This window comes from Dyadobacter sp. CY356 (assembly GCF_021440195.1).
Classification (GTDB): Bacteria; Bacteroidota; Bacteroidia; order Cytophagales; family Spirosomataceae; genus Dyadobacter.
In genome coordinates, this window is record NZ_JAJTSZ010000002.1 from 1 (window position 1) to 20531 (window position 20531).

Below are 20531 nucleotides of genomic sequence, written 5' to 3' on the forward strand. Positions count from 1 at the left end.
GCCAAACCAATTAAGATTTGACTTTCTGGTGATCCCGCTGGGATTCGAATTCGATCGCGAACCCGGCCAGGATCCATACATTAAAAGTGTATCGCTTTGATATTATTTTAAAACAAAAAAAGCCAAACCAATTAAGATTTGACTTTCTGGTGATCCCGCTGGTATTCGAATTCGATCGCGAACCCGGCCAGTATCCATACATTAAAAGTGTATCGCTTTGATATTATTTTAAAACAAAAAAAGCCAAACCAATTAAGATTTGACTTTCTGGTGATCCCGCTGGTATTCGAATTCGATCGCGAACCCGGCCAGGATCCATACATTAAAAGTATATTGCTTTATTATTCTAAAATAAAAAAAGCCAAACCAATTAAGATTTGACTTCTGGTGACCCCGCTGGTACAAATCTCGAACCATTTTTATGATGATTTATTGCTTTTGGGTAGTTTAATCAGCTAACGTTCAAGGCTTCGAGTGTTCAGATCCCTGTCACTCTAATGTATGGGAGGTCACTTGAAATGAAAATATTTTTATTGCAAAAGGAAATTGTATATATATTACGCTACAAAACAGTCGCTTAACATGCTTATAGTCGTCGTTTGAGCGATTTCAAGGCTTTTTGAATATTTCTAGATGTTGACTAAATAGGAGGGCAACTAAAATATATTAGAAGGTTTTCGTAATATGCAAGATAACCCTAAAAGGAATTTGAGGTGCATTAACCGGTTATCGAAGAAGATCTTATCATTTTATACAATCTGAACAAATACGAAATTGATCACATCAATTGGATCAGATTGAGGAAATGTAGTCCCCAATCCTTACATTCATCTTTTCAGGTAATTTCACATTAACAAGGAGAATGAAAAATATAGTCAACTGTTGTTATCTTACCACAGCTTTGAAGCGCATACTTTTCAAATTTGATTTGTTCAAATGATGTAACCGTCCAAAGGCCCTTTATAATTTTGTAGATGATTCAAATTATCAACTCATTTAGTAAAGTATGCGTATTTACAATTCAATACGTCAAAATTATGACGTCTAAATCAAATGTTCTTTTTTTAACTGCTGTAACTTCTTTATTTGCTTACCAAACCGAACTGATTAATGACTTACCGTGACAAGTTCAGCGCCTCCGAACATAAAGCACATTACCAAAATATAGCGACTAAGGTTCTTCGTGAAATGACGGCGTTGCGCGCCAGTGTCGATACATCTCCTAATACACCAAGAAGATGGGTATGGGAGCTCTTGCAAAATGCAAAAGACGTACATCGAGGCGAGGGTGTCAAAATCAAAATATCAGAGATTGAGAAAGATGGGAAAGACTACCTAGCATTTCAACATGATGGATTGCCATTTACTGCTGATAACATTAGGTTTTTAATTGAGCAGATATCGTCGAAGGACAGAGAAAAGAAAGAAGATGGAAGAAGAAAGGAAACTGGGAAATTTGGTACTGGCTTTCTTACAACACATATGCTTTCGGAGAAAGTTAAGGTGGTGGGAGTGGCCAAGGAAGAAGGGCTAGACTATCGGAAATTTAGTTTTACATTAGACAGGTCAGGATTTGAACTTCACGAGATTATCGCTGCCGTCGAAAAGTCAAAAAGCCAAATTGTGGATATTGATGGACTTAAACCATATCTAGATTATAAAGAGGCAGAATTTAATACAAAGTTTGTTTATTTGTTAGAAGATAATTTGAGCCGACAGGTTAAAAACCAAGGAATAGCCGATCTGCATGTCAATTTGCCTTATGCCTTATGTTTCGTAAACGAAATCAACAGCGTTATATTAGAAAATAGATCAATTAGCTATCAGGTATTAAATGAAGACATAATTGATAAAAGTCTTCATTTAAAGGTAGTAGCCGTAAAAATTGCCAATTCCGGGCAAGTTCCTCAAAATCTAAATTTCGCCATATTGTCTTCGGGACTGACCAGCATCGCGATTCCCATAGAAAGAAAAAAGGATTCTACAACCATCAATCCTATTGTTCCAAATGTACCGAGGATATTCTGTGACTTCCCTTTGATCGGTACCGAAAGCTTCCCTTTCCCTGCAATTATTAACAACCCGAACTTCAACCTAACAGATCCCAGAGACGGAATATTCTTAACTGATTCAACAAGAGCTAACCGATTGACAGATGAGAATAAACAAATTTTAGAAGATGCAGTGAAGCTATATTTTGATTTATTGGATCACGCAATAGAAAATGACTGGAAAAATCTGCATTTGCTAGCCAAACTGGGTTATTTACGAGAGCCGGTAAAGAGTAATACGTCTGTGGAATGGTATGAGCGTATGATCCAGAAGCCGTTAAGAAAAAAACTGGCGCGTTCTAAAATTGTAAGAAATGCCAATGGCAAATTGTGTTCAGTTTTAAATGACCAAGACAAGGAATGCATTTGGTTTCCTTCCGGGGGAACAAAAGAAATCCGGGAAATCACTTGGGACCTTGCAAATTTGTGGTTCCCGTATGCTCTTCCGCAAAAAGAACACGTAGAATATTGGACACACACTATCTGGTCGGAATGTGGGAAATTAACTCTGCTTAAGTTCTCTGAATTCGTAGAGCATTATAAGACTTTGTCAAACTTTGTAGGACCACTAAAAAATACTGATCCCATTGAATGGTTAAATTTATTTTATGACCTTCTATCAAAGGACGAGAAAGAGTTTGTAGCCATCATGGAGGCGAAAGCTATAGTTCCCGATCAAAACGGAAACTTCGTGAAGAAAAGCCAATTGTCTAAACAAATAGATAAAATACCTGAATTATTTAAAGATATATTGAAATTATTTGGTACCGATATACGCAGTAAACTGGTCAATGACGAAATTACTATACACTTCGAGGACCATGATTATTATAGCCTTTCAGATGCAGTAAAGACGATAAATGCCGAGGTGTTAGAAAAAACTAATGATAGAGAAGTAGCCCAAAATTTCCGTCCAGCCTTAAATTTGCTGATACGATATTTTAGCGATAACCCTTCTTCTGCTAAGGCCCATTTTCCAGGCATATATTCGAAAAAGCATTTGCTTTATGACGACGAGGAAATAATGGACAATATCAACAGAGCCGAGGAATTAAAAGATCTTTTATCCATTTTTGAGGTTTCCTCTGCTGACGAGCTCCGGAAAAAATTTGAAACCTTATCAAGTGATAAGCCAAGTCTTTTACCAGTTACAGAGGAAATATTGATTGCTATGGGTATCACGAATATAGAGGAATGGGATGATGCGATGCGCGATACTGATTTGCAATCCCTGTTTGACCATCGTTCCGTCCCAACAAAAGACATGTTCGTACTTTCTCACTCACATATCGATAGAGCCAGGAAGAGGGTTATTCAGCATTTAAGAAAATTAGTAGATGACTATAACCTCGACGAACTAGACGTTAATACTGCCCCCACGATTTTAGCAGGCATTTCTAAACATGAGCGACCTGTAAAAATTGTTTTTCGCCCAGCGTATTCTAAAGAAGTAATTGTTTATTATGGTGCAGAAAAAGATACATTGGATTATGCAGACGCCGAATTATGGGTCGATGACGGAACAGAGGTATGGCAGGTCAGCCTTGGTCACATTTTAAAGAAAAACAACATAAAGAAATTCCCGATTTAATAACATGCCTTTTGAAGACGATATTAAAAAGCAAATTGGCCTACCAGAGAGTAGTCGCCTTAAATATGAACCTTTATTGCCATCAAGCAGTGAAATTGGTCGTATAATTTGTGCATTCTCAAATACGGATGGCGGAATTCTTTTATTGGGCGTGCTGAGTAAAAATAACAAGATTTCAGTTACCGGGCTTAGTGCCGATTTTCAAGTGAATGTCGTGCTATATAACGCCATATCGAAACTATCTCCTCCTCCCTTATTTGAACAAGGCGTTATTCTGCATCAAGGGAAACAATTATTTGCAATAAAAGTGCTAAAGTCTAATCAAGTTATATCTTATAACAAAAGGCAGTACGGGATCAAGTCTAAAAGAATATACGAACTCAATCCCGTGAAAGAAATTGACCAAAATACCTGCAAATTACCTATTGCCAATGAAGTTCACCTCGATGAGATATTGAAATATCTCATCGATAATCCCGGACTCATTAACGTTAATAAACATACCGTTAGAGAAATAATATTGAACAACCAAGTTTCAGTTTCGGAGGCCGAACAATTAATAACGGAACTTAGGAACAGCGATTATGTTAAGTCCTATGGAGCTAGATACATTGGTATATCGATTGATACAAAGCAATTTATCAATAATGGAGGATTTAGCAATTTAGTAATAAAGCGCTCCCCCCACAGTATTAGAAAAAATATTTTTATATCTTATAATTGGAATCATAAAGTCACAGCAAACAGGCTTTACGAGTTCTTGGATACTAATGGATATTCCCCTTCAATGGACGATCACAATTTAGGATATAAGGATAGAATATCAACTTTCATGGAATCAATTCGGGCTTCTGACTTTGCCATATTGATAATTAGCGATGAATATTTGAAATCAGAGAACTGCATGACAGAGGTTTTACATGTCTTGAACGATAGAGATAGTAGTAAAAAAATTCTCCCGATTCGACACAAGGATGTAAAAATTTTCAAACCGGCTGATAGAATTAGATACGTGGAATTTTGGAGATCGCAAATTGAAGAAAGAGAAGGAATGCTCACTGGAATTGACCCTACAAGTGCCATTGAAGAGTTTAAAAAGCTAAAAATAGCTAAGCGTATACATCAAGATATTGGCGATTTTTTGTCGGATATTTCTGATATGATAACCAATACCATCGAAGAGCAAGAAAAAAATTCGTACTTAAACATCATCACCTATATTCAGCGTCGATAGATGTTACACACAATGAGTAACTTAGGAACGTGAGATCTTTCGGCAATCGCCGGCTTTTTTAATGATATCCACTTAGCATACAGTTTACCAGTTTAGGGAAACAACGAAAAATAGCTCGATATCCCGAACACATTACAATGTGACAACGCCGGGCATTTGTCTGATTGTCTAAAAACCGTACATTGTAAATTCAAGGGTTACTCCAAAAAACATTGTCCCGTGACGGACTTAAAATATAACTAAAATAATCATTTCATAAAGTTATGAGATTAGCTGCTATCTACATTGAAGAACATGAATACTTATTTAACGAACCTCAAACAATAAACTTCGCAGGTAGATATTTTTACAAATTCTTAAAAGATGCCAATGATATTACCGTTAGCCGAGAGGAAAATAAAAACTTTATACCAAACTTTTTCAACTTAACAAATCTTGAAACAAAGGTTACAAATATAACCGCCATTGTCGGCCAAAATGGCGCTGGCAAGTCAACATTACTTGATATAATCAGAAGTGAGTTTATTCAGCACGAATACGCATTGCCACAGTCTAAATCAATATTTCTAATGGAGGTTGATGACCATGCCAACCCACTCGTACTACGAAATGATTTTGGCAAAGTTTATCTCAACACAAATAGCAAGAAATCACCTAAAACGGAATTAAAAGGAGAACTCCCTAAAACACCGCAGACCATTTATTACTCACCACACTACGACTATAAATTCAATCCAAATTTTGATGATGTTGACAATCATGATATTTCATTTGACAGATTAGTAGAAAAAGATCTAGAAGATTTAAATAATAAAGATACAAACGAAGGTGGTTTCCCATATTCTGTGTCACAAGAATTACTCTTTAAGAATTCATTGCGACAGATACAGTTTTTAAGTTCTGACTTGGTAAAAAAACAAGAAATATTTAGTAATATATTTCATTTGCAAGGACATTACGATCCAATATTACATTTCCGAGGCTACAAAGAAAATGAAACGGAATGGAACACACCTTACCAACTCCGTCACATATTGAAACTTATAAATGATAAGGTGAAAAACGAAATTGACGAATGGTACTTAATCAGGGAATTTCATGAGGATAGTGTAACTAACCAGCTTGAAATAAATCAGTATATTTTAAAAAGGAAAGTAATCAGATGTATTGTGAGTCTGCTTTATCATCAGATGGAAAGGGAAAACTCGTTTTTGCAGAAAGGTCACTTCCCATATGATGAATTAGAAGAAGAAGTGGAAAAAGCGGACGCATACTCGGCTTTCCTATTGTTTGCAAGGCATAGCGGGGTAAAAATGAGTTCCGATCGAATCACAAATGTTTTCAGCCAAAGTGTCTTGGAAGCTCTATTGAATGGAATATACAGAGCAATTGAAAACGCAGATGATGAACATTCAGTAACCAACGAATCTCTAAAAACGACTACAAATGATGCTATTGAAATCTTAAGCTTGCAACGGATATTTTTGAATGAACTGAATAGCTACCATATTAAATTCTATTCAAATCGGGAAGAGTTAGTGATTGAAGACAACCGAAGAATTGAGGAGTTCATAAATTACATGCCTTTTTCCAGAAGAATGAGTTCTGGAGAAAATTCATTATTAAATTTCTTTTCAAGGATCTATGATTTCCTACATTCAAATTTGAAGGAACTGAAATTTAGAAAATTGAAAGATCACTATATTTTGCTGCTGGATGAAGGAGACCTTACTTTTCATCTTTCATGGAAGAAAAAGTACATAAAAGCCATATTAAAGACAATCCCATATTTTTTTAACGAGCTAGAAAACAAACCCTCACTAGAAATAATCCTTACAACTCATGATCCCATAACATTATCTGATTTACCCAATCCCAATGTAATTTATATCGAGCGACCTGACTATGACTCTGCCTCAAAAATACTTGATTTCAATGATGCGAAACGGCCTCTAAAAACCTTTGGCGCCAATATTTCAAACTTGATAGCTGATTCATTTTTCATTGAAAACTCACTCATAGGTGATTTTGCTTTTGAGAAAATTCAGGAAACGATTGCTTGGTTGAACGATAAAAAAAACATGAAAAATGGAGAATACCATAAAAGTGTAATCAGGCTTATAGATGAGCCAATTGTACAAAGAAAACTTGCCGAAATGTTTGATGATAAAATGCAAGTTAACTTTCAACTGAACGTAATCGACGAACAAATAAATAGGCTAGAAGAACTAAGAAAAAAACTCAATTCGTAATGCTCTACTTAAATCCCAATACACCAAAAATAATTAAAGCGAGAAGGTCGTTTCATGATGGAATGTCAGATTTTGTATTTAAAAGAATCGATAAAATAAAAAAAATAGAGAAGGTAGATACGGCAAAAATTATACGCTTTTTCGACCTAATAATCAATGATCACATCGACGAAATACTAGTTGAAAAGCCGGGGAGACTCATCGAATTAAATAATCAAATCGATCTTTTAATAGATGATTCTCCTGATATTAGAAAAGGAGTCCAATACGTTTTTTCATATGACACTTTTATTTCAAAGGCGAAAACAAGGTATGACGCATATAAGTTAGCTGAATTACTCGACATTTCTACTTGTACTTACTGCAATAGAAATTACACCAATACTGTGATTCGCAATAATGGTTACAAAATTACGAGACCACAATTTGATCATTATTTTGACAAGGATACATATCCCCTGCTAGCAGTTTCATTTTACAATCTGATACCAAGTTGCTCCACATGTAATTCCAGCATTAAAGGGACAAAAAAAATGACTCTCGCTGACTTCCTTCATCCATACCTGGACAATGGGATTAATGATATTAAGTTTACGTACAAATATTCTAAGGATACAACGACTGGCCTACAGGTACAAGTTGTCACCCCGGATCCTTCGAAATCTAGAAATACAGTTGAAGTTTTTGCAATCGAGGATGTATACAATTGCCATACAGGAGAACTACTGGAATTAATTAAGACGAGACAATATTTTTCAGACAGGTATCTGTCAATTTTAAGTGCCAATTTATTGCGTGACGTAATTGTGTCCAAAGAAGAACTTTACCGAATCGTATTTGGTACGGAATACGACGTAAACAACTTTATAAACAGACCATTCAGCAAATTCAAAAGTGATATCCTCAAGGAATTGGGAGTTATCTAACAAAATCACGCTTGATTAATTTTGCACATATGGAGCTAGTGTAACAAGCAGAGCCGTATACTTCCTTTGCCGACCCAAAGCAATCCTTTCGCTTCGAAAGTACGTACTCCTATATATACATATCGATCAATTGTAAGGCCGGACTGTGTAATGGCATTGCGAACAGTTCTTACTAGCGCATCTCCACGCTGCTGAGCAAAACCACCCAGTATGGGTTTTTACTTTACTTTTTTTCTGTGTTCTCAACCGGTCAGATTTACATTGATCCTCTAAATACATACACAGTTCTGTCTTTTTTTTCAATGGAACAACGTTAGCTATAACCTTCATGATTTCACTCCAATCTGGAGGTGGAATCATAGTATAAAGGGACGCTGGTGACATCTTCGTCCAGCTTTTGGTAATAGAAGTCTGAGAAAGGTGTGTGATGTTCGTTAAACCGTAGATAGAAATGTGGACAGTTATAAAACTCATCGCCATTGAGGTCATAGTCCAAAATATCTTCAAAAGCTACCACCGAGATTTTTGCGACCCTAACTGCCTTAAATCCAGAAAGATCGTCCGGACGGTTACTTGTCCATTCACCACGGGCATTTACATATATATCTGCCAGTTCATTGATAAATCCAAGACCTTTTGTATTTAGGCGTGCAATCTCTGCTCTAAACCAGAACCAAGGTCCTTTTGGGTTCGGATGTTCCGGGTAATGCGTGTCAGCAGAAGAATGTATGATCATCCTCGAACGGAAACGACGGTTCTCTGGAGCATAATTCAGCCAGTCAGCAAAGTCTCGTTCTAGTCTTTTCTTCATCGTAATTTTTGACAAAAGATGGCTTTCCTGATGTTGCCCAATCTTAAATTGTGGATAATATTTGGAAAGTGTGCCAGGCAAATGGCTCAATCGTTGCTGGATGGTTTCCCAGCCCCAAAAGATGATATCATAAGAAAGCCCGTGACTATCCTTCAAAGCAGCTATATATTCGTCATAGTCAGGGTGCTCACTTGCTGTTGTTGCAATTATCAATTGGTTATAGGTAATAGGAGTAGATCTGTCTTTCAATACCGATAATGTTTCATCTATGTCAGAGAGCAGGTCTTTTTTGATCAGTACCATATTTCTCCTCAGATCCTTATGTTTGCACTGAACTATCATCTGCTTATCAGTTGAAAATATATCTATTCCTTTTTGCCTATGGCCGTTTTTTCCAAAACACTTAAAGGATATCGTATGGTAATGCTCATTTAGCAGTTCGCACACCAATTGCTCAAACTGCTTGGCATTGTCAGTAGGAGGAAGTTGATATCCGGACATCAGTTACTCAATTTATAACGTGGTAGTAATCGCAGTTCGCTGTCGTCATAAAATTCAGCCTCATCGACAAGTGCCTGTTCCAGTTCTTCATTGAATTCCCACTTGACTGCTGTAAATGCCCAGTTTATGTTGAACCAATTTCCGTCTTTTGCCATGACAACGCCGATACATTTATCCAATTCATGTTTATAGTGGTAGGTATCAACGAAATTCAACAAGGCATTGTACCAATGTTCTTTGTTGTGCCGTTGCATGGTAACGAAAACAAATCCACATCCGGTTCTAGGAACGACAAAGCGAAGTGGAAGGGCGAATTTGTCCGCCTGCACATTTTGGATAGTTTCCCTATAGCGGCTGTTGAAAGCCACCAGCTCATTCCGGTTAAGCTTGGCAATTTCTTTTAGTATAAAATGATAGTCAGTTTCCCTGCCATTTTCATATAGGGCTACCTTGTTGAAAAAATTGTGCAATATGCTGCCCACTTCAAAGTGGCCGGAATCAGTATCTATTTTGCCGAAATTATTTAAAAAATCCTGATTGATAGCTGTAATATCCTGGGTAGTAAAGAAGTGTCCCAAAAGGTACTCCTCTTTTCTTATAATTGGATGATCCTTGTGCCTCAAATATATTTCCTTCCTAAACTGCAGATATTCAGCGGGTTCGCTCGGGGTGACAAGATACCTGCAAACCATCTGATAGTCCTGGATGTGAAATAAATGAATCAGCCCAGCTGTAGAGCTCTCCAGAAATTTGATGTTCTTTTTGTGCTCAAGCAATTCGCTGCCAGGTTCAAAAATCACCAGTTTAATCAGCTTTTGTCCTGCCGCTTTGGCAATGTCTACCGTCTGACCACGCTCATTAGTTACCAAAAGCTTCTGCCAAGTCTGAAAGAAATTTATTGTATCCTTTATCTGCCTTTTTGCTTTGCCTACAATGGTCCTCTCGAACCATTTTTCCTCGCTTTGGGTGTCCTTGATATGTTGAGATTCACGACCTTTCACCTGGTAGACCAATAGCAGGTCGTCCAGCCAGACTATATTGTCGGCTAGTTCTTTGGTATTGCCATCTTCCTGAAATATCTGGTTCTCGGAATAGGTGAACTCCTTGAAAAAGACAGAGTTGTTTATGATGGTCAGTAATCTCTCCGAGGCTGTCATTCTAGGTGTATGTGTCTTTGCTGTATTTTACAAATTAGCATCTGGCCAGATACTAGTTTTAAAGTTAACATTCCTAATCTGATAAGTCAAAATGTTGGTGACTTAGTCTATTGAAAGTTGCCGTTAAAATTGACAATAAGATATTCGTTTTTTTCATTGAGTTCTGATCTCCTGCTTGACCTATCCTTAGGGTACAGTGTCTTTTTTACGGCAAATGAAAGGTTCAGTTTTCGATCAGATAAAAATTTTGAAAGATAGCCTTTGTCAAGTGTAAAAAAGGAGCCGTAAGGTAATACGTCGGGAGTATCCGAGCTGTCGCGGAGACCATCGAGGAAATCCATATAGTTTCCGACGATTTTCTCTTTGTCGAAGTATCGCAAGTGACCATCATCAATTTTGAGATCAAGCGTTCCTTTTATAAACTGGCTAAGCATCATAGTCGGAAAAAAAGAGCGATAATATTGTAGCATGTTTACATTCAGTCCTTTTACAGCGGCCAATAATGGAATAGTCCCGAATCTACTGGCGGTTTCTGGAGGGATGAACCTTAGTTCATTGGTATACGTGCCAAAATTCCTCATGTCCCTAACTCCCGGATACCATATTCCCGAATTTATTTCAAGCTCGCGGAAAATTTCCCGTGCATTTTGACCGTGGCTGAGCCTCTGTGAAGAGGCAAATGGAAGGATTGCAAGACCGTAGAAATAGTCACTATGATAAAAATTATCCGTGTGGGGTATGTTCCCGTACAGGGACAACAATTGCTCTCTCCCATCCTTAAAGAGTAGCTTTTCCAGATCGACTTCAAGCTGTGGAGGTTCATGATTATACCTAAGCTTTTGTGTATTCTTTGCTTCGGGCCACCAGGCTGGCTTTTTGGAAAGGCACACAGACCATAGTGATGGTTCAATTGGGAAATTGTAAACGTTGTAGTCAAAGGCTTCCTGCATCCCAATCAGTTTTTCCGAATAGAGATAGTCCAGAAGCCTGAAAAAAGTAGAGCGAAGGATCTCTGCGAAAATTGTCGACCTACCGATCATCCATCTGTTGAAATCATTGTTATAAGTTTCATCATCCCGGTTATATTTCAGCTCATACTCATCGCAATACTCATCAAAAAGCATGTTCCAGCATGACCAAAGCTCAAATGGACAGTTCTCCTGAAGTTCTTCCAGATGAAGTGAGTAGACCAGAGGTAAATTCCTTCCAACAAGTTCATCAAATTCATCCTTTGTTCTGGAAACACTTCCGAAGTACATCTCTGCATAGGCAGTTTGGGTGAATTTAAAGGATATATCAAGTTCATAACCTATGGAACTGCAAATAAGGTCTGTCGCCATGCATCTTAGCGATAATAGACTTCCAAGATTAGCTTCGGTTACATATTTTCTGGAGGAACTACCATTTTGTTGTGTGGACAACAAAAGGATAATCAGACCTTCACATGCTCTCGATTCTAGAAACAGTCCGTTCAGCCACGCAAAATATCTCACATGATACTTGCCATCTATATCATTGGACAATATAGAGATCAATTGTTTGGCTGCTCGTTCCTTTACAAGTGGACTTAACCATTCCATACGCTTTATCAGTAGATCGAATGGGTCAATCTGAATATCCGTTGTATAGAATTCCGGTTCTGGTAGCTTAACATTTGGAAAAAGGGAAGGCAAGGCATCGATGTAATGCTGCATAATCGCTTCTGCTTTATTTATCTCGCCGGAATCTATAAAGAACTGTACGGCCTTTGGTGGGGTAAAAGTATAGTTTTTCTTTTTTGTCACACTGTACTTCATTCCTGAGTTGTTGACGCTCATAACAAAAAATTCATCTTTCCTTAATGGGAAATCTTTTATCACTTTTTTCCACCTCTCATGAGCCTGTTCAGGAGATGCAAAGTAGTCACTGGCCCAGGAGCCACTATTGGAATGTGCCCAGCAAATACAATGGAATGCGAAATCACGATCTGCAGTTTTTGCGAATGGGTAAATAAAATCCAATAGCTCATGCTCGGTCTGTGCAAAACTTTCTTGTATAATATGTTTTAGGACTGCTATAATCTCTTTTACGTCTGCTTCCGGCCTGACAAGCCAATATTTTGACCAGTTCAGTAAAAAATTTGATTTTTCGTATTTCTGGAATTTTGAAGCAGTGCCTATTATTCTTAAATGCTCCTCCAGATCTCCGGCTTTCACCTGCTCATAGCTTTCATTAGGCTTTGGATTTCCTTTAATGCCATTGTTGTCCTTTTGATCTGGCCGGTGTTCATATCCGATATCCCCAAGACAGCTTTGTATATCGGTGAGTACTTCCAATGCTCTCATATCCTTAGCCGCAATATCTTTAAGTGCGCCGTAAGGGCTATCGCCAACAGCCGTAGCAGCCACCGACCTGGAGATGGGGTCTGTAAAGTCGAGTGTGCTGAGGATATCGGCAAATAGACTTTCAGAAAGATAATAATCCCGGTTTGAAGTAGCTAAAAAGTAGAAGTTGTATAAAGAGTGTACATCTGCTAAGGCAAGCTGGGAGGAATAGTCATATATGAAGCTGCCAGTTTCATCACCATCGGTCAGTTTATCGATATTATAGACGTATGGAGAAATCTGACGCAATAGTCCCCTGCCTTTCTCTGGTTCTACATTTATAAGCCGCTTCATACCCAGCAGTATATCATATAGCAGCATATCTTTATGATTGCCATATGCTATAATATTTTCCGCTGCCCGGTAAAGTAGAAGGTCCAGCGTCCCGAAGTTTTTGAGGTCAGCTGCCAAGATAGCAAGGTTTACCATCCGCTCTGTCTTATCCTTGAAATCAATCAGTTCATCCTCCATCTTGGCAAGTTCCTGCTGGGCAAAATAAGAAAATGCTTCTGCAGATAGCTTTGCTTTTTTGGCGTGCAAAAGTTCGAACAGGTTGCCCTGGTAGTACCATGGGTGGGTGGATAACGTTTTGATTTCCTTTATGGACAGCTCCTCGTTGAAACCATTGTGTTTGTTAAAGACATAGGCAAGCCAAATTACCTGATCGATTATCCATGGCATTACCGAACGGCGTAGTTCATAGAGAGAATGGTCTTTGTAAAAGTCCAATGTATCGATATTTTCGAGTGATGCGAGAACATCGCTTACGGTGATTGGTACTTTCTGATAAAAATCCGTTCCTATTTTTTTACCTATATGGAGTAGCGCCTTGAGCAGTTGAGTCTGTTTGTCGTTTTTCTTGATTCGTAGCCAGTTATCAATGGGTTGTAGCTGTTGTTTCAAGGATAGCAATAACGAAGTAAAAAAATGGTCGAAACATAGCGTTTGGCCCCGCTTATTACCAGATGCGTAGTCATATTTCTCGGTGAACTCCCTGCGTTCGGCCAGCTTAGCGCCATCGGGCAGGAGCTTTTCGCTCAAATAAATATATATCTTATAGTTGTAGTCTTCTTCAACGGGGAAAGTTTTTAGCTTATTTTTCCATTGAAAGGTGCCCATTCTGAGGTCATGCTCGATTAGAATCTCACTGATGGCCTTTTTTTCAAGATCGGTTAATTTGGACTTGAAAAGAGCTGATAACCTTTGTCCAAAACGTTCCTGGTTCTCAAGTATCTTAGTAACATAATGTGCAACATATATATCGGATCCATCCGCCTTCCTAAATTGCTTGATGAAATTTGTGATTTTTTGATCACTGGAATCCTCAAAATGAAGAAGTACTTCCAGCCATGCTTTTACTATGCTTCCGGTGTCGTTGTTACTATCTTGAAAAAGTATATTTATTCGATCTACCGCTTCTTCAGGAATTTCGTTAATCATCCCCCTTTCTTTGAGCGCAATTAAAAGTTCTTTAATTTGATAGTAAGTGAGTACCGAAAAATCTGGATATGTAATAAAAATATCAGGGTTGTTTTTAAATGATGTTACCCAAATTTTCTGAAGGTTATCATCCCATAAATTGTGCGATCTGCGTTCAAATCTTAGGCTGACCTCGCCATAGAATATGGATTTTTTAAAATTTTTCGCTTCAAATGCGGCGCGTGTTGCCAGGTCAATTAGGTTCTGGATCTGGTTTTCTTCCCTGCATTGCAGATAGCTTTGTATAATCCACTCCTTATCTATGCTCAATATAGGGTCGGAATTCCCTAGATAATATTCAATCTTTGAAAGCTCAGACCATTTAAGACTCTCATCATTACAAGTGTTAAGCCAGTTCCTTATGCTTTTATAAAGAATCAGCTGCTGCTGGCTGAGTTCTGGCTGCTCGGACATGAATATCATAAAGCTGTTGTGGTAAACCGAAATGCCGGAAAGTTCGGTAACGATCAAGTGTGCTATCTCTTTGAAACAGCTTGTAATCTGCGAGGGATATGGCGTAAGGTAGCCGGCAAGATCGATAAGTTGTTCTTTATGGAGCTTGAAATCCAGAGCAGTTATTGAAAAGCAGAAAGTCTTAGCCAGATCGGACAGATTTCTCCAGATATCCTGATAGTAAATTTTTATATCACCTTTATAAGGTGGAATACGTTCAAGATCATAGGTTGAGATATATTCTCCCGAATTACTTATTTCTCCAATCACATATCTGAGATGTAGCGGGTTGCCCTTGGTTATCTCAAAAATCCTATTTGCAAGTACTCTCTGCCCATCTTTGTCTTTCCTGCGTTCAGGAGATTTAATGGCTGTCCTAACGATTTTGGCAACATTCGTTCTACTAAGCCCTTTGATCTCTATCCACGTATCTTCTGGGCAGGATTTAAAGACACCGGCTGGAAGACATTTTACGGCCATTTCCTGCGTGCCGAGCAAAAGCCAAAAGCCCTTTTGAGGATGAAAAACTTCAGCTATGAATTCCCTTAGCTGATCTTCACTGTTCCCTTCCCTTATCACATGGTCGAGGCCATCCACTATGAGCACGAAGCTCTTTCCAAGTTTGGAATAGTAGGAGGCTATTTTGGAAATAAATTCCCTTAATGGAGTATGCTCGGTATTTTCCCGGCTTAGTTCCTTTAGGACCGTTGACTTCTCTTTTTTGAATGCAGCGCGGAGAGCTTCCTTGACCCGGTCTGTACTTAGTCGCTCAAATTGGGATTGGTCATTGGGATTTAAATGATAGTGATGGCGGAAAACCGAGATATGCTCATGTTTTAAGGTTTCGTAAAGCTTTGAAAGATAAGTGCTTTTTCCTGCTCCTGGTTTGCCTATAAAAACCTTTGTACCACCTTTTGGATCCTTTAAGTCATCTAATATCTGGTGATGGGTCCGTTGGTTGAAAAATTCAAAATCGGCGGGAACGAAGAAGTTCTGGTTCAACGACCTAGGGGTGTCCCAAGACAAATGATTCCTTATCTCACTGAGCGTTATTTCCCTTGGATGTTTTTCAGAGCCTTCTTTTGCGATGAATAGTAGAAGGCTGTCTACTCCGGCCTTTGTAACTTTAAGATCTTCATAGAGTTTAGCTCTCAGCTTTTCTTCAAGCTCGTGCTTGTCGGGTTGGCCGAAAATAAAATTAAAGTTCGCAAAAAAATCTTCCAGTAAAATAGTGCTAAACTTTTCGCTTAACAACTGCCCCACATCTGGAAAGTGCGTTGCTATTTTGCTCAGGCAGATCCGTTCTCCAGAGCTGCAGGTAAGGATCTCATCCGCTGGTTGACCATTAGTAATCAGGCTGCATTGAAAAGAAGCGGAGTTTGTAAGCATCCCATATGACGCTATCCATCGCAGCAGTCCTTTGTCAAGAAGATGTTTGAAGTCCCAGAGATCGACAGTTGGATTCTGCTTATACTTTAACTGATAGAAAGATTGGCTTCCATCTTTAAATTCTGCCACGACATCGTCAATAGCAAATCCTTTCGTCCCATCAGGGACATACTGAATCCTGATCCCCTTAAATTTTTCCGGTTCACTTAGCCATTCCGTACAAAGTTGTAGTACGTACAAATCTTCATAGGCATATCCGCTCCTGATTGAGCTGTTGGGGTTATTTCTGGTCACTTGGTGGAGCCTAATTTGTAGTCAAGTTAATAAAAAAAGTCCGCCGCCAATGACAATGAGCCCCGAATTGTATACTCTTGTAAAAGTAAACCACGTTCAGATGGGTACGGATTCAATTACATTATCAATGTGATGTTATCTTCCTCCATCAATAAATTCGATGACTAAATTTCCTATTCACTGTAATTAGAATGTTAACTTGAATATACTTTCAGATCAATGTTACCAACAGTATGGAGATAATGAAAAGTATTACCCAAAAGTATCAATATAGCTTCGGAGGCATTTGCCTTAGCAAGGCCGGGTTGAACTATATACATATGAAATTTCATGGCTTTGGTCCATTTTGCTGCGTTTAGTAAAATTTCAAGATGGTCTTCGGTACCTTTAATTAGTCGACTACAGGTTACACCGTTTTCAGACTTTGTTAAACGTCTAAAAAGGTGTTCGAAGAATTCCTTACCTGGTTTATATTTCCAGTTAATTGCTTTTTGTGTTTGGCCACAAACCTGAAAGAAATTTTCAATATTATTACTCACAACACCTCCTCTTGCATATTTCAAATGGAATAAGTGCACCTCAATTGCTAGTGGTGTATCATTGATCCCAATTATGTCTGCAATTTCCCCTTTGCCATCATCATCATAAATCAAATCAAAGTCATCATTAATCTGATTTAAAAGATGATACTGAATGGAATCTTGTATGTAAGGAAGAACTCCTTGTGACTCTTTATTGATAGACACGCCATTCCATACCTTTGAGATAATACTATCCAATGGAATCCTGCTAGCCTGTTCTCGCGGCTTGATATACTGGTTCTGCAAAAGTTGAGCTCCGTTTGCAAACCAGAAGATTGGAGTAAAGCGTTGAAAAAAGGTTTGCAAATCTTCTTCTTTTGCGCCGTGGTGTATTACGGCACTTAGATTCGTTGTTTTCTCTATGCTGTAAGTTGGTTGATTCTTGCCGTCTATCTCTAATTCGCCCAATTGCATTTCAAACTCTACTCTGCAATGATCTGTGCATATGGCGAATTTTAAAGCAGATTGCGGAGGAGTATCCACTACCTCAAGATCAATATCCCACAGGTAAGATGCAACTCCATCTAAATAGAATTCAAACCTGTTTTCAGAAAAAGCATACATTTCGGGATGCCAATCCACCGAAATAACGGTCTCGAGTGGCCTTTGGCTTATTGTTTCAATTTCGAGCGTATGCTGTAATACTGTGTTTGGATCAATTGCTGGGTTTGTTACAACATCACCAATTTTTCTGCACCATTCTGTGAATTCATCCAGGTTGCCACGCAAATATGACCAAATCTTCCCTTTTACGGAACAACCTAGTGAAACTTTCTCACCCTCCTTAAAACCAACCCCGAAAATATTATTCTTGATTAGTGTTCCCTGTTCAAGCATCTTAATGCCATCCTGAACACCTTTGCCAAAAAATGATTGGAAACTTATATCTTGTCCAATCCCTTTTCTGGCCCCGACGTTAAAGAGGGAGAGTCTATGAACTTCGTGAAAGATCCGAAAGACATCCATGCCTGTAATTTTGGAATATCCATTTTTGAATATTGCCTCCATAAGTTTTTCGGTTGCTAAACCCTTGATGGATGTGTTAATAAAAACACGATTAATGTTGGGTCTGTAGTCCCAAAAGAGTATCACAATATCCCATTCCAAATTTTGAACAGTATCAAAATCACCCCATTCGACTCGGTTCACCTTTCCCAAAACTATTACAAGTGTATTTTCTTGTGGGTTGTGATCACTATATTGGTGCTCATATGTACCGATATGACTTATACCTTCTCTCCAATTATTAGGGCTCCATTCTTCACCTTCGTTGTTGAATATGACTGTGCTTAACGCAGGGTTGATGTTTTGGAAAGGAATTTTCGAATCGTCTAGGTGGCCAAACCCCTCCAGAAATAATTTAAAATCAATCTCTTTTTGAGTAGCGCCTTCGCTTAAAATTGGCAATAACAAATTCCAGTCAGAGTCCCTTGAATATAGTTGGTCAAGTTCCTCTTTTATTGGAGGATAGGCAACATTTGTGATAAAGCTTGCTTCTCCCAAGGAACCGAATGATGTACGAGTAAATCTTCCGATAAATTGTAGCGTAATCGGTAAGCTTTGTCTCTCGTCATGAATTGCTGCAATTTTTAATTCTGGCAAATCAAAGCCCTCGCCAAGCATATCCACACATACTACTATTGAATGCTCCTTTCTCTTTATTGCCTTGATAAGGTTTGTCATTCCCGGAATGTTCGTATAGATGAGCACAGGATTTAGATCCACGTATTGCCTGTAATATTCGAAAACCTGGTTGGCTCTCTCTTTGTTTATACATCTTGCAAGGATGATATGATTATGTCCTCGTGCCAGATCTTCGCGAAGCTGTTGAACCGCCTTTTCGGCAATTTGTGCATCGGCTTGTTGCTTATTGTATTCTCGAATGGGTATGTAGTTTATTTTCTTATAGTACTGTTGTTCCTGTGCCTTCTTTAAGGAAAAATTGAAAATAAATTTTCCCGATAATTTCTTACCATCATTACGATAAGGGGTAGCGGTAAAAAGAAAAACTTTTCTCTTATCAAATCCATTTATAAAATTCTCCCATGTTTCTGCCTTTGAATGATGCGCCTCATCAACGAACAAGTGAGTTACGTTATCACGCAGTATATTTTTTACATCTGAATTTAAGCCGGTCAATACATCCATCGTCGTGATGATAACATTAGTGGCAGAAATGAAATTTTGCATTTCATCAATTTGTTGAATCCTAGAATTCAGTGTTCCAACAATTGGATTAAAACTGCTTTCACTAATGACCTGGAATTCTCTAAGAAGTCCGAGCATTAGGAATTTTTCGGTTATCTGTGAACGTAAGGAATCTGAAGGAACAGTCACCAGAAGTTTTTTACACTTGTTTGCGATTAAAGTGCATAGCATCGTTTCCGTTTTCCCGGTTCCAGTAGGCATGACCACAATTCCAATATCGTCAGAATTATTTAAATGGGCTAAGATGGAATATATCGCACCGAGCTGTGGTGGTCGTAAGCCTATTGTATCTCTCTCTCGATCCTCACTAACAAATTTGAATTTGTCAGCCCAAGATTCGACTACGTTCTCAGGAGTAATTGTTTGAAATGAGGGATGCTTTAACCAGTGTGCTAGATTTAAATTACCATCCACAAAGTCCCTTCTCGTCGGTTTCCTTTTTGCAACTAATATATGTTCATAGTTTAGGTCGATATTGTGTTCCCGTGAGCCCACCACTAAATAATCTATATCACTAGCGCGAATAACGAATGGATCAGTACTAACGATTTCTGCATCATCAATACTAAATTCTCTGTCATAGTAGTGAATTATTTGATTGCCGTTTAAATCATAAAGAATCTTCTCTATTCTTGGAAACTTCAGAGGTACCGGAGGAGTCATTGTTAACATAGGATAGAGTTAAATTTATATTTTTATTGATGATTTTTATATTTCGAACAAATAAACTATTTGAAAGAAACAGTCGCGATTTGGTAGTTTAAAATTTGGAAAGGAAACTTAAGGTTAAAATTATATTTTAAATATTAAAAATTTAACTAAACCAACACCCAGGGCCTTGTATTGCCTGTGCTGAGTCTTGATCACTTTCTGTGAAATGAATTTCGAAGGCTTAGTGTGTCATAATGTATTTATTGAGTATTGCTTTAAGTTTGCTTGAATACCGTTTGCTTGCAAAGATTCATTTTCCGACTCCTAAATTGAATTGGAGATAAGACAATAAAAATGCAATGTGACTATGTGAAAAATGTGAAATTTATCATCATATTCAGCGTCTGATACAGTCTTTGGAAAATAAGTTGGTGTGCAAATAGGTTGCATAGTTGAAGAACTCTGACGCGTTGAGCATATGATTCCGTGGCAGATTGACCATTAACAGAATAGTACTCACCATATGCTCAAATAATCAATCATTTACTTAGCCTGGTCAATTCCCAAGAAGACGATCTGCCCTCAATTTC

Annotated in this window: 8 protein-coding genes; 4 read left to right on the plus strand and 4 right to left on the minus strand. The window is 38.1% G+C overall.

Translation table 11 applies throughout. The annotated features are described in order from the left end of the window. The first annotated feature begins 1110 nt into the window (after window positions 1-1110). The 4 genes from LXL81_RS06170 to LXL81_RS06185 all read left to right on the plus strand — a co-directional run bounded on the left by LXL81_RS06170 (window position 1111) and on the right by LXL81_RS06185 (window position 8054). Window positions 1111-3642 carry a sacsin N-terminal ATP-binding-like domain-containing protein gene (locus LXL81_RS06170; protein ID WP_234645852.1) on the plus strand — a complete coding sequence of 844 codons (2532 nt, stop codon included), beginning with the start codon at window positions 1111-1113 and terminating at the stop codon, window positions 3640-3642. 4 nt (window positions 3643-3646) lie between these two features. Continuing rightward, complete coding sequence (locus tag LXL81_RS06175) at window positions 3647-4876, plus strand: TIR domain-containing protein (RefSeq protein WP_234645853.1); 1230 nt, start codon at window positions 3647-3649, stop codon at window positions 4874-4876. Between the two features lie 263 nt (window positions 4877-5139). Continuing rightward, a complete protein-coding gene (locus tag LXL81_RS06180; RefSeq protein WP_234645854.1) occupies window positions 5140-7128 on the plus strand; it encodes an ATP-binding cassette domain-containing protein in 1989 nt (662 codons plus the stop codon). After that, the gene (locus LXL81_RS06185; protein ID WP_234645855.1) at window positions 7128-8054 is read left to right on the plus strand and encodes a hypothetical protein; all 927 of its coding nucleotides are present in this window, start codon (window positions 7128-7130) and stop codon (window positions 8052-8054) included. The genes LXL81_RS06180 and LXL81_RS06185 overlap by 1 nt, the downstream gene beginning before the upstream one ends. Window positions 8055-8388: 334 nt before the next feature. Here the strand turns inward: LXL81_RS06185 and LXL81_RS06190 are convergent, their stop codons facing one another. The 4 genes from LXL81_RS06190 to LXL81_RS06205 all read right to left on the minus strand — a co-directional run bounded on the left by LXL81_RS06190 (window position 8389) and on the right by LXL81_RS06205 (window position 19953). Then, window positions 8389-9207, minus strand: a complete 819-nt coding sequence (locus LXL81_RS06190) for a hypothetical protein (RefSeq protein WP_234645856.1) — start codon at window positions 9205-9207, stop codon at window positions 8389-8391. Between the two features lie 158 nt (window positions 9208-9365). After that, a complete protein-coding gene (locus tag LXL81_RS06195; protein WP_234645857.1) occupies window positions 9366-10523 on the minus strand; it encodes a hypothetical protein in 1158 nt (385 codons plus the stop codon). A 107-nt stretch (window positions 10524-10630) separates the two neighbouring features. After that, window positions 10631-16501, minus strand: a complete 5871-nt coding sequence (locus tag LXL81_RS06200; protein WP_234645858.1) for an NACHT domain-containing protein — start codon at window positions 16499-16501, stop codon at window positions 10631-10633. Between the two features lie 194 nt (window positions 16502-16695). Next, window positions 16696-19953: a DEAD/DEAH box helicase gene (locus tag LXL81_RS06205; protein ID WP_234645859.1), complete on the minus strand. Its 3258-nt coding sequence runs from the start codon at window positions 19951-19953 to the stop codon at window positions 16696-16698. Window positions 19954-20531: the final 578 nt, after the last annotated feature.